The organism is Planctomycetota bacterium, assembly GCA_038746835.1.
Taxonomy (GTDB): domain Bacteria; phylum Planctomycetota; class Phycisphaerae; order Tepidisphaerales; family Tepidisphaeraceae; genus JBCDKH01.
In genome coordinates this window covers 1-13,188 of sequence record JBCDKH010000095.1, presented here as the reverse complement: position 1 = coordinate 13,188, position 13,188 = coordinate 1, and the positions used below count along the sequence as shown (strand labels likewise).

At 63.9% G+C, this 13,188-nt stretch carries 7 protein-coding genes; 3 read left to right on the top strand and 4 right to left on the bottom strand.

The annotated features are described in order from the left end of the window. Positions 1–228, top strand: a 228-nt coding sequence (locus tag AAGI46_10420) for a hypothetical protein (GenBank protein MEM1012617.1), incomplete at its 5' end; no start/stop codon positions are given. A 15-nt stretch (positions 229–243) separates the two neighbouring features. Here the strand turns inward: AAGI46_10420 and AAGI46_10415 are convergent. Both AAGI46_10415 and AAGI46_10410 read right to left on the bottom strand, forming a co-directional pair. Further along, positions 244–3,195 (bottom strand): ThuA domain-containing protein, encoded by a 2,952-nt coding sequence (locus AAGI46_10415; GenBank protein ID MEM1012616.1) that lies wholly within the window; start codon positions 3,193–3,195, stop codon positions 244–246. A gap of 74 nt (positions 3,196–3,269) precedes the next feature. Next, positions 3,270–4,766, bottom strand: coding sequence for a sulfatase (locus AAGI46_10410; GenBank protein ID MEM1012615.1), 1,497 nt, complete (start codon positions 4,764–4,766; stop codon positions 3,270–3,272). 80 nt (positions 4,767–4,846) lie between these two features. Between AAGI46_10410 and AAGI46_10405 the strand changes: the two genes are divergently transcribed. Together AAGI46_10405 and AAGI46_10400 are read left to right on the top strand one after the other, a co-directional pair. Beyond that, entirely contained in the window at positions 4,847–6,373 is a 1,527-nt protein-coding gene (locus AAGI46_10405; GenBank protein ID MEM1012614.1) for a sulfatase-like hydrolase/transferase, read from the top strand. A 161-nt stretch (positions 6,374–6,534) separates the two neighbouring features. Next, positions 6,535–9,312 (top strand): FG-GAP-like repeat-containing protein, encoded by a 2,778-nt coding sequence (locus AAGI46_10400; protein MEM1012613.1) that lies wholly within the window; start codon positions 6,535–6,537, stop codon positions 9,310–9,312. A 173-nt stretch (positions 9,313–9,485) separates the two neighbouring features. On the opposite strand, the gene AAGI46_10395 is transcribed toward AAGI46_10400, so the two are convergent. After that, positions 9,486–11,789, bottom strand: a complete 2,304-nt coding sequence (locus AAGI46_10395) for a CoA transferase (GenBank protein ID MEM1012612.1) — start codon at positions 11,787–11,789, stop codon at positions 9,486–9,488. Positions 11,790–11,822: 33 nt separating this feature from the next. Next, entirely contained in the window at positions 11,823–12,986 is a 1,164-nt protein-coding gene (locus AAGI46_10390) for an ABC transporter substrate-binding protein (GenBank protein MEM1012611.1), read from the bottom strand. Between the last annotated feature and the right edge of the window lie 202 nt (positions 12,987–13,188).

Here is a 13,188-nt window from a genome sequence, read left to right as displayed (position 1 = left end):
GTCGTTGGGCAACCGATCCGGCAGCGTCACGTGCAGGCCGTCGACTTCGACGGACCACTCGAGTGGTCCGTCGAAGTCGACGGCCTGCACGTGACGCTGCCGGATCGGTTGCCCAACGACGTCGCCCAGGTGCTCCGCATCGACGTCGAGCCGCCCGAGCCGCCCAAGCGCACCGCCAACGCCGGCGGCAGCGACGTGCCTGCAGACCTCGACGCACCGACGAGCTGAAGCTCCCGCGACGGATCAGTCTTCGATCTTCGTCACCCAGCGAAGACCGCCGGCGAGGTGCTTGAGGAAGTCGCGCTCCTTGAACGCAGCCTTCGTGTGACCGCCGCCCGTGTACCACGAGCGACCGCCGTCGAACTCGTGGAACCACGCGATCGGGTGATCGTCGCCCATGGTGCTGCCGACGTAGCTCGTGGTGTCCAGCTCCATGAGCACGTTGAGCCCGGTGGCCATGTTCTTGAAGTTGTACCACTCGTCGGAGCGTTCCCACGTCGCGTCCAGGTGACGCGTCGACGGGTGGCTGCGATCCAGCACGTCGAGCAGCGCCGACTGCACCTTCGGGTGCCCGGCAAACTGCCCGCCGACCAGGCGGCGATACCAGTCCCAGTCGTGCTCGGTGTCGGTCGCCGCGTGGATGCCCATGAACCCGCCGCCGGCACGGATGAAGGCCTCGAACTGCTGCTGCTCGTCGTCGTCGAGGATGTCGCCCGTCGTGTTGAAGAAGACCACCGCATCGAACGACTCCAGGACACCCGGCTTGAAGAGCAACTCACTCTCGTCGGCCCGGAACATGTCGATGCCGTTCTCGCGGCACAGCAGCTTGATCGCCTGGACCCCTTCGTCGATGTTGCCGTGACGAAAGCCCTTGGTCTCCGTCAAGACGGCCACACGCGTGACGAAATCGGGCGGAGCCTGATGAGGCGTCCCGGGAATCTGATTCATCGTGTACCACGCCTCGGGCGACCAGATCGGTTCGCCTGACATGCTCTGGACATCGGCACGCACGTGAATCACGCGGTGGTGCTTCATTCCGGAGAGTTGCAGATCGACGCTCATGCCGTCTGATGCAGGCGTGAGCTTCGCGGGCAGGCGTTCGATGCCGAACGCGCGTCCGCCGTAGTCGGCCGTGGGGCGGTAGTGCCACTGCTGCACTTCAAATCGGCCGATGTCTGTCAGCTGCTCTTGATCAACCGGTTCCGTGAATCGCACGCGCAATCCGTCGGGCAGTGCCGAAACGCTGTGGATCTCGAAGGCCGTCTCACCGGTCGGGTCGAGGCGCTGGAGTCCTTGCTGGGTGCGCTTCCAAGACCAGCTTCGACGCTCGCCGATGCCACCGACGAGGAGGCTGCCGTCCTTGCCCCATGCGAGACGATTGAGGCCGACGCTAAAGCCTTGGCTGTGACGCAGCGCGACGCCTTGCAACTCGCCGTTCACCTCTTCGAGCACGATGCGACGCAGTCCGCCGAGCTTGACGTCGCTCATGAGCAAGTGACCGGCAAACGGCCCGTCGGTCAGCGTCACGCCGTCCGTCGGCGAGTTGGCGATCTGGCTGGTCGGCAGATAGACGGCCGGGGGCGTGATCGGCTCGTCGGAGAAGTCCGAGAGCGAGGTGCCCTCCGGATAAAGGTTGGTGACGTACCGCCCGTTGTAGTGGCCATAGAACCGGCCGGGGCGGATGTGGTTCAACTCGTTGGCCGGAAGCCAGCCGCCCTGGTTGTCGCCGACGAAGAGCTCGCCCTCGTGCAGAAACAGCCCGTTGGGCGTCCGAAAGCCGCCGGCGATCCAGTCGATCTCGCCGGTCTCCAGGTTCAGCTCCAACACGCTGCCACGGTGCGGACCGTTCGGCGTGATGCCGAACGTCGGCCACTCGGTGACCTTGTGGCCGTGGGCACCAACGGCTGTCGAGAGGGTCGCGTAAAGGTAGCCGTCACGGATGACCGGGCCGAACGTGAAGTGGTGGTAGTTGTCGCTTTTCCATCCTGACGCGACCACTTCCCGCAGGTCGTAGCTGCCGTCGCCATCGGTGTCGGCCAGACGCGTGATCGCGTCGCGGTCAGCGACATAGAGCGAGCCTTCGTGGGCGAGCACGCCCAGCGGGTTCGTGAAGCCTTCGGCGATCACGGTCGCTTTGATCTCGACGGCGTTGGGCTCGACGTCCGTTCGATTCTTCAACGCTTCCGAAGCTCGACGCTTCTCGAGCTGCTTGTCGACCTCGCGAGCGATCCGCTCCTGCTCGTCCGGCCCACGCAGGATGGGAGCGGCAGAAAGGTCGACGGACGCATCGGTCCAGATGTCGGCCGGGTCGTCGACGCCCTCGATTAGGTAGAGCTTGCCGTTGGGCTCGTTGCTTTTTGGAACCGCGTTGCGCGGGTCGAACACCGTCGCGACAAGCCGATTGTCGCCGAGGTACGCCATGCCGGTCATCTTCGGCTCGAAGACGTCGGGGAAGTTCTTCTCCGTGAAGGGCGTGACGAGCGACGTGACTTTCCACATCGGGTGCATGTCGACCAGCGGGCGACCGTCGCCAGGCCTTGGCATCTTGCCGGCCGGGGCGAATCTTTTTGGCCCGGGCGACACGACGCGCGTCAGCCCGGCCTCGGTCGTCAGGCGATCGTTGGGAATGACGCCGAACTCGGTGGCGGAGGGTGGTTGCCACTCGAGCGACAGCCCCTGTCCCCCTAACGCCTGGAAGTACGACACCCTGATTGCGTGCTGTCCGGCTTCGAGGTCGATGGCACCGGCTTTGGACGTCATGCCATGTGCCATTCCGTGATCGATGATCATTTCGTCATTGATCCAGAACTGGGAGCCGTCGTCACTTGTGAGCAAAAACTGGTAGTTGCCCGGTTCGTCGATCTGCAGATTGGCGGTGAACTCTGCGACGTAGCAGCGGGTCATGCCCTCGATGCCGTCGCTCTCGATCGCGATCCGATCGACCACGACGCTCACGTTGGGCGTCTGCCCCTCCAGGAGAACGGGCAGGTAGGTCCATGTCCCTTTCGGCACCTCGATGCCCTCGTCATCAGGCGTCGGGCCTTGGAAGAGCTCGAGCGAAACGCCCGGTTGAAACTCGACGTCGGGCGCGACGCGATCGTCGGCAACGTCTTGCGCATGCAACGTTGACGTCGGTAGAGCAATCGCGGCGAGCGTCGCCAGTGCACACTTCAGGAAGCCGTTACGGCTGGGCATCGTCATGGGTCGTGGTGGTCAAAGGGCGAGTCGAACGCCTCTGAGCAGTTGGAGAAATCGTGGCCATCGCACCTTCATCGCGCTGTCGGAAGGGCGAGCATTTCTGGGTAACGATCGTCGGGGTCGCCGAGTTCGGTTTTGAGCGCACGCAATTGCTCGTGCAGTGACTCGACTTCCTCCGCTGCGGCGGGGTCATCGATCCGGTTTGCGTCTTCCATCGGATCGGCCGCGAGGTCGTAGTACTCCCAGCCGGGTGGCGTGCTGTACGGCAGCGCGCCGTTGGCATCGAGCGGTAGCCCGTAGAAGTGGATGAGCTTCTGGGTCTTGGTTCGAATGCCGTAGTGGGCGGGATTGTGGTGATGCGTCATGTGCATCCAGTAGCGGTAGTAGATCGCTTCGTGATGCTCGCACGTGCTGCCGCTCATGACCGCTCGGAAGCTCTTGCCTTGCGAACCGGGCATCGCGTCGAGCCCGGCGTAATCGAGCAGCGTGTCGGCGAAATCGACGTTGCACACGAGCGCGTCACTCGTCGACCCGGCCGGGATTTCGCCGGGCAGTCGGGCAACCCACGGCATCTGCAGCGCCTCGTCGTAGATCCATCGCTTGTCGATGTAATCGTGCTCGCCCAGGAACATGCCCTGGTCGCTCGTGTAGATGACGAGCGTGTCGTCGGCCAGCCCCGACTCGTCGAGGTAGTCGAGGATCCGACCCACGCCTTCGTCGATCGCCTTCACGCAACGCAGGTAGTCCTTGAGGTACTTCTGGTACGCGGCCTTGGTGCGCCCCTCGGCATCGAGGCCGGACACGTCGAGTGGGCCGGTCGGGTAGTCGGGGCGCGACTGGGAGATGATCGCGTTCCGGAACGGATTGCGGTCGCTGACGCTCGTCCCGTAGTGCCTCGTGCAGGCTGACCGAAGAGCATGGTCTTCCCACAGGTTGTCGGGCTCTGGAATCTCGACGCCGTCAAAGAGGTGCTCGTGGCGATCGGCGTACTCGAAGTCGTCGTGCGGCGCTTTGTGGTGGCAGAAGAGCAAGAACGGCTTGTCCTGATCACGCGTCTTCAAGAAGTCGATCGTGTCGTCGGTGATCAGATCGGTGACGTAGCCCTGGCGCTGCTTTCCGTTGGTCGTGTCGTGCGGCTGGAAGTCGCCCGACCAATCGAACTCGCCCTTGTCGATGAAGAACGGGTTTTTGTAGAGCCCTTGCCCGGGGAGGATGCGGTAGCGATCGAACCCCTGCGGCTCCGAGTGGAGGTGCCACTTCCCGAATAGCGCGGTCTCGTACCCGGCGCGTTGGAAGTGCTGCGGGAAGGTGTCGCTGGTCGTCGGCAGCGGATCGCTGAGCGTGCGGACGCCGTTGGTGTGCGAGTGCTGGCCGGTCAGGATTGTCGCGCGGCTCGGCGTGCAGATGGCGTTCGTGCAGAAGCAGTTGTCCAGGCGAACGCCTTCGCTGGCGATGCGATCGAGGTTCGGCGTTTGGAAGACCGACGCCAGTCGCGAGCCATAGGCACTGATGGCTTTGGCCGCGTGATCGTCGGCCATGATGTACAGGATGTTGGGCCGCTTCGGCACGGTTGCCGTCCTCCTCGGTGACAGGCGAAAGCGGTCGAAAGCTCGGCCGCTGTTGAAGTAAAGTACCCATCGAACCCGCCATGGCCAAACCCGATTCGCAACGACGCAACGTTCTGGTCATCCTCTGCGACCAGCTCCGCAAGGACTTCCTGCCGGCCTACGGCTGTGAGGCGATCCAGACGCCGGCCATCGACCGGCTCGCGGCGATGGGCGTGACCTTCGACAGGGCGATCACCATGCCCGTCTGCGCGCCCGCAAGGGCCACGATGATGACCGGTCGCTACCCCAGCGACCACGGCGTCTGGAGCAACGACATCCCATTCCGGCCCGGTGTCGACTTCGTGGCCGACCGCATGAACGCACTGGGCTACCGGACGGGTTGCTTCGGGAAGCTCCACCACGCACCGGCGGACGACGTGAAGGGTTTCCAGGTGCACCGCCAGGTGGAAGAGGGCCGACTCGGCGATCGCGACGGTTATCTGATGTGGCTTCGACAACGGCATCCCGAGGCGAAGCAGTTCAACCTGAAGCCCGGCCGGTACGAGTTCGCCTTTGATGAAGAGGAGCACTGCGAGCACTGGATCGCCAGCGAAGCCATCGACTTCCTGAACGACAGCGACCCTCGGCCGAGCTTTACATGGGTGTCCTTCCAGGGGCCGCACGATCCGCTCGATCCGCCCGCGTCGGTCGTCGGGTCGTGTGACTCGTCGAAGCTGCCGACGCCGATCCCGACGCAGGAGCTGGAGGTCGACGTCCACGCCACGCGACGCTGCATCCTCGGCCTGCGTCACAACGACCCCAACATCCTCGCCCGACGGACCGCCTACGCCGAGAGCATCGTCTTCATCGATCGGCAGATCGGTCGCATCCTCGACGCGCTGGAGACGTCGGGTCGGCTGGAGCACACGACGATCCTCTTCGCCGCCGATCACGGCGACATGTTGGGCGATCTGGACCTCGTCGAGAAGGGGCCGTTTCCATACTCGGCCCAGCTCGAAGTGCCGATGATCCTTGCCAATCAAAACACGGTCGAGTCGGGTGTTCGTACCGACACACTCGTGAACGTCATCGACATCCCGGGTACCGCGATCGATATCGGCGGCGACGAACGCGGCATCGGCATGGCCGAGAGCCTTGTCGATCTCGCTTCAGGCAAATCAGAACGACGGCGGTCGATCAACTTCAGCGAGTTCTGCAACGCCTTCAAGCTCGTCGAGGACCAGCGCTACCGCTACGCGTGCTACCCGTTCACCTCGCAGCGGCAGCTCTTCGATCTCGAATCCGACCCATTCTGCCTGGAAAACCTGGCTGATCAGCCGGAGCAGGCGTCGCGTGTGGCTGAGATGGAGCGGCACGTGCTCGATTTCGCGTGCCTCACACACGGCGTTCGGGTCGAAGCCCACGATCTGGTGATGGCGCAGCAGGAGACGCTGGAGCGACTGTGGCCGCGTTACGCGGAGGAAATGCCGATCATGTTCCCCCTGACGGCCGCCCAGCGAGACGCCTTGGCCGCGGCGGGGCTCCCGGCGGAGATGAATCGTGTCTTCGAAACGCGGACGCCGACACGTCGTTACCAGCCTGCATATTGGGAGAAAACCTCCTCCTGACGACCTGCGTTTTCGCACGCGGGCCGCCTTTTTTGACGGGCTTTCCTTGGAAAGCTCGTGTAAACTCTGCACGCCGAGAACTCCGACTCACGGCACGTACCAGCGAACCAACCCACACCACGAGACCGTCAGCCATGTCACAGCATCAGCGGAAGAGGATCTTGTCGGCAGCCATCGCGATCGGTTTCGCAACCGTCCCGATGGTCAACGCCCACCCGACGGCCGAGTCCGGGCCGCAGTTCATGAACATGTCCTCCGTGCGAGGCCTGGTGTCGTACCCGCAGCCCAAATACGGCGGGCCTTGCGTCGCTGATTTCAACGGCGACGGCTTCTACGACTTCATGCTGGGCAATCATGATCAAACGCCCATCCAGTACTTCGCGTCGACGCTGGACGGTGATTACGTCAAGCAGCCAAACGTCTTCTATCGCGAAGACGTCCACGGCCTGGCCGCTGGCGACTACGACCGCGACGGTGACGTCGACCTGCTCGTCTCGCTAGGCGGCGGCAACGGCACCAACCCGAAACCGCCGCGCCTGCTCCGCAACGACGGCGGCACCTTCACCAACGTCACCAACGAGGTCGGCATCGCCGGCATGGGTTCGCGAGGCCGCTCGGTCCGCTGGCTCGACGCCGACAACGACGGCGATCTCGACCTCCTGCAAATCAACGCCAAACCCGCAGCTAACGAGACCGGCCCGCGGCACATCCTGTTCGAGAACCTCGGCGACGGCACGTTCGAATACGCCGAGTCGCCCGCGATCGAACAGCTTGAGGCCGACAAGATCCTCGTGACCGATTTCAACAGCGACGGCGTGAGTGACCTCGTCGTCTTCACGCCTTGGTCCCAGACGCTCTTCCTCGCAGGTGATGGCGCGATGGGCTTCGTCGACAAGAGCACGGACGTCTTGCCCGATTCGCTCGACGGTGCCCGCTACGTCACGGCCATCGCCGAGGCTGACATCGATCGTGACGGGGACATGGACTACTACCTCGCACGAGGCGGTGCCACGAGTGGTGGCGTGCTGCATTTGTGCGACAATCGCCTGATGATCAGCGACAACGGGCAGCCCGGGCCGCGATCGATCAAGATCACGTCCACACCGGGCAGCGGCCTCGACCTGCGCGACCCGTACTACATGCTGCGTCCGGGTCAGAAGGAACCGCCGATCTTCCTCGGTGCAGACAAGACGCCCATCCCGTCGCCGCGGTCGGTGAAGTGGGTCGATCGCAAGGCGGCCGCGGGGCTCCCGGACAACGTCGACGAGGACGGCTGGTACCTCAGCTACCTCGGCGGAAACGACTGGCAGCTGACGTGGAACTCCAAGGAGCAGGTTGCCTGGAGCGTTCAGCTCTCGATCGACAACGTCGCCAGCTACGAGGTCGGCGACAACTTCATCACCACCGATCCGAACATGCAGGACATCCTGCTTCGCAACGATGGGGACTATTTCACCGACTTGTCGGATGAGCTGCCGCACGAGACCGCCAGAAACAGCACCGGCGTCGTCCCGGGTGACTTTGACAACGACGGCCACGTCGACTTCTTCGTCTATCGACACGGCGACGTGCGGATTCGGACGAACGACGTGATGCTCCTGAACAAGGGCGGAGGCCACTTCCAGAGCTGGCTGCGTCACAACGCCACCACCCTGAATGAGCGGGCCAATGGCGACATGGGCGCAGCCGTCGATGCCGACCTCGATGGAGACGTCGACATCATCAGCGGCAATGCCAAGGGCAGCTGGCACGTTTACCACAATCGCCTCGAAGAGCTTCGCGAAGCCCGCGGCAACCATGTGCTCGTCCACGTCGGCTACAACGCAGCGGGCGTTGATGCCGTCGGAGCGACGGTGCAGGTCACAACCGCGGATGGCACTCAGACGCGCGTGGTCGGCAGCGGCAGTTCCGCTTTCTCGCAGTCGCTGCTCGACACCGTGCACTTCGGCATCGCCGACGCCAAGCGCGTCGAGTCTGTCCGAGTCCGCTGGCGTGACGGCACGGTCGAAGAGCGGAGTGACCTCGGCACGCGCGGCGTGCATCGATTCGGAAGGAATGGCCTAATGCTTCAAAGCAAAGCAGACGATCAGCGTCCCGACTGGGACGGAATTGACGTTCCCGCCGACGCGGGCGACGGCATGAAGTGGGTGCTTCAGCCCGAGACCTCCGACAGTTTCAACTACGACGCCCCGGCCAACGACAAGGGCACCGAGTTCTTCAGCCGATGGACCGACTGGTACCACAACCACTGGTCGGGCCCGGGGCTGACGCAGTGGCAGCGCGACCACGTGAAGGTCGAGGACGGCATGCTGCAGTTCCACGCAGAGCGCGCTGCGGACGGCAAACGCGTCGAGCTCGGCTGCGTGTCATCGAAGTATCGCGTTCGCTACCCGGTCTACATCGAAGTCGAGGCGAAGGTGCCCAACTCCGTGCTCGCCTGCGCGGCTTGGCTGCTGAGCCCGGACGACACGCAAGAGATTGATTTCCTCGAGGCCTACGGCTCGCCAACGTCGGAGGCCAAGGGTGACCAGTCCTGGTTTGCAGAGCGCATCCACGTGAGCCACCACGTCTTCATTCGTGAGCCTTTCCAGGACTATCAGCCCAAAGACGAAGGCTCGTGGTACTACGACGGCGGCAAGCTGTGGCACGAGAACTTCCACCGCTACGGCGTCTTCTGGCGCGACCCGTGGAACCTCGAGTACTACATCGATGGCAAGCTCGTCCGGACCGTCAGCGGCGAAGACATCATCGACCCACTCGGCTACACCGAAGGTGGCGGCCTCTTCAAAGAGATGGACATCATCATCGACATGGAGGACCACGACTGGCGCTCAGTCAAAGGCCTCACGCCGACCGACAACGAGCTGAGCCAGGCTGAGAACCACGTCTTCCAGGTGAAGTGGATTCGCACCTACAAGCCTGAGCCGGTCAACGACTGACACGGATCTTGATCCGAGCAAACGCGTCTGTCATCCCGAGCGAGCGAAGCGAGTCGAGGGGCCTCGTCTGGCTCCACGGTGATCGAGCGAGGTCCCTCGGCTCCGCTGACGCGTCGCTCGGGATGACCGTGATATCAGCGCGATTCAAACTCTGCGTGCCGGCCATCGCGACATCAACGCTTGAGGACCACAGCGTCGTGCTCGCCGATGGTGCATGAGCCGCGCGGCGACTTCAGCCGCTGGCCGTCGAGTCGAATCGGGCAGGCGGTCGTCTCGTACGTTTGCCCGCTGCCGCGCTCGACGGTTTGAAGCATGTCGAGCACCTTGAAGGCATCGTGATTCAGCAGTTCGTGCCAATCGAGCACTGCCGAGCACCAGATGTCGGCCGCGTCGAGAATGTCAGTCCAGTGCGTCGTCGACTGCGTGAGTAGATGCTTTGCGATGACGGCTTTGATCTCATCGCGATCAGCAAACCAGCGTCCCGGATCATCGAAACGCGAAAGCGACTCGCAGTCGAGGAGCGTGGCCAACACACGAAGGTCCGCCATCGCCAGCGCCAGGTGCCCATCGGCCGTCGGGTAAACGCCGTAGGGCGCTGCGACGAGCGTGTGTGCATTGGTGCCCGCCGTGCGTTCGGGAAGTTCGCCGTCGTAGAGGTGCATCGTGATCGGCTCGAACTGAAAGTCCGCCGCCGCTTCGAGCATGTTCACCTGAATTCGGCTACCCCGTCCGGTCGACTCGCGCGAAGCGAGCGCAGCGAGGATGCCCGTGCAGAGGATTGATCCCGCCCAGAGATCGATGACGGCAAGCCCCATCGGTACGGGACCGTCGTCGCGATTGCCGCTGAGCCACGCGATGCCGCTGAACGCCTGGAGCAGAAGGTCTTGGCCCGGGGCGTCCCGCATCGGCCCGGTATCGCCGTAGCCGCTGATCTCACCGCGAATGAGCTTCGGGTACCGCTCGGCTAGAGATGCGTCGGACAGGCCGAGCTGGTCCATCACCCCAGGCCTGAAGTTCGATAGCAGAACGTCGGCCGAAGAGAGCAACTCGTTCATTTGCGAGCGGCCTTGCTCGGTCTTGAGGTCGATCGCAACGCCGAGTTTGTTGCGGTTGATCGCGTGGAAGATCGTCGAGTCGCCCTCGATCACAGTGTCGGAGACGTAGAGCGTGCGACAGATGTCGCCCGTCTCGGGTCGTTCGACCTTGATGACCTCCGCCCCCAGGTCGGCCAGTCGCAAACCGGTCGACGGGGCGGAAAGGAACTGGGCGAGTTCGATTACGCGCACGCCCGCAAGCGGCAACGCGCGATCGGCTCCGGTGGCTCGGCTGCGCGGCTCGTGACGGGCAAGGACCTCCTCGCCACCGACGCCCAGACGCGGTGCGGCCGACGCGTTGACAATGGGCTCATTGTCGAGCTGCATCGGTGCACGGAGGGTCGCGATTTCGACATCACCGCGACGAACGGTCTGCTCCATGTCGATCGCCCGATACGCCCCGTGATCACGAAGCTTCGCGTAGTCCAGCACGTCGCTGCACCAGATGCCTTGTCCGCCGAGCCGTCGCAGCCAGGTTTCAGTCGTCTCTTCGAGAAGAGCTTTGCCAAGATCGCACCGCAGCTCATCTGCTTGAACGAATGACGCTGGCGGCTCCAGCAGGGCGGCATCCCAGTCGAGGCCGATCTCGTCGTTGAGCACGTCGAGCTGACCCATCGCCACCGCGATGAAGCCGTCAGCCGTCGGGTAGATGCCGTAGGGCGCGCCTTGGTACGGATGCGAAGCCGTGACGCTGCTGCGACGTGGCGCTCGGCCACCGTCGTTCAGGTGCGTGGTCAGCGCCTCGAACTGGAGATCGATCAGCGACTCGAGCAGGGACACTTCGACGAGGGCGCCGTGCCCGGTGCGTCGCTGCCGTCGGAGCGCGGCGAGCAGACCGTGTGTGAGATGCAGCCCGCAGATGCCGTCTGCGACGGCCATGCCCATCGGCGTCGGTGGGTCGTCGGCCTTGCCGGTCAGGTGCATCAGGCCGCTCCGTGCCTGCGCGAGCAGGTCCTGTCCCGGCTTGTCACGCCACGGCTCGTCCGGTCCGTAGCCCGAGACCTGGCCGTAGATGATCGACGGATTGATCGATGCCGCGCTCGCGTAGTCGAGCCCGAGCTTGTCCATCACGCCCGGCCGAAAGTTGTGCGTGACGATGTCGGCCTTGGCAACGAGGGCTCTGACCTTCTGCAGATCGCTCGGATCTTTCAGGTTGGCGGCGAGGGACGTCTTGTTGCGGTTGACGGTGTGGAACACGAGCGAGTCGCCATCGACCTCTACGCCTTTGGTCTTGAGCTGCCGACACGCGTCGCCGCTGCCGGGCCGCTCGATCTTCACGACGTCTGCGCCCAAGTCGGCGAGCCGAAGCCCTGCCCACGGTCCAGCGAGATACTGGCAGAACTCCAGGACAAGGACACCTTTCAGCGGCAAGTCGGCAGGCATCGCAGCGGTCTCCGTTCGTGTATCAGCGAGTGGCTATTGCGTGGCGCGTGAGGCGCGGTACTTCGCGTCGAGCTTGTCGAGTGTTGCGTCGACCTCTCCGCCGTGCATCAGGTGATCGCGGATGATCGCACCGCCGCCGTCGCGGCCCTGGAAGCTGAGCGAGCCGTCGTAGCGCGGGCGAAGATACGAGCGGTCGAGGCAGGGCAGCGTCGCCTCGAAGTAGCCACGCGTGATCGTGTTGACACGGTCGTCGACCCACGCCGACCGGTGCCCGGGTTGTCCGCCCGCTTCGACGAACTGCGTCGACTGCCACGCCGGATCGGCGATGAGACGTGCGTAGTCGCCAGCGATGTCTCGGTGCTTCGTCTTGCTGCTGACCGCCAGCCCTGTGCCGCCGAGTGTCGTCCGCATCGGCCTGCCTTCGAACGTGACGATGTCGCCGAAGTCAAGGAGTTTTCTGGCATAGCCCGGCCGTGCGTAGTTGCTGTAGCCGTAGGCCCACGGGCAATAGGCGAAGTCGTCGCGACGCGTTATCTGCTCGTAGACCGCGATCGGGTTCCATTCGAAATGGTCCCGCGGCAGTCGATTTGCCAAGGCCTGCATCTGCTCGATCGCAAACCGCCCCGACGCACGCGGGACGAGCGTCTCCGGATCAGCGGCGATTGTCGATCCGTCACCGTCGAGGGCGGTGACGAACATGTAGAAGTTCATCAGCGTGTCCTGCGGAATGCCAGGCTGAATCACGATTCCCTTGTCCGCAAGACGATGCAGATCGTCGACCGTCTCCGGAACGCGCTCGACCAGGTCGGGACGCCATGACGCGACAGGTGTTGCCGCGTCGAGTGCGAGGGCCCACTGCTTTCGGTCAAAGCTGTAGCTCTCGTGGCTCGGGCCGACGCTGTTGGTCGCCTGGTCCGCGAGGAACTCCGCTGGCAGCAGGTCATCCATCGGCACGAGCACACCGCCGCGTGCGGCAAAGCCAGCCCACGGGTGATCGATGACGAGCAGGTCATACGCCTCGGCCAGCTTGTCGAGCGGCGCGTCGGCAAAGTCCTGCAGCGATCGTTTCTCCCATGTGATCGAGACGTTCGGATGCAGCTCGGACAGTCGCTGAGCGGCAGCGACCATCGGGACGAAACCGCGTGTGTGGTTCCAGGTGATGCCGCTAAGCGTGGCCGGTTCTTTCGATTCGGGCATTTCGATGGAGTCGCTCGGTTGGTCGGAGCGGGCCTGATACTTTCACAGGAAAGTCAGTCAATGTAAAGTGTCCCGCGGGGGAAGACGAGGAAACGCCGCCCGACGCTCGCGAGGAGAATCATGGCCCGACACTTCCACATCGAGGTCGACAACGGCGCGGCCGTCGTCGAGACCAATGCCGCTCCAGACGCCACACCGCTCG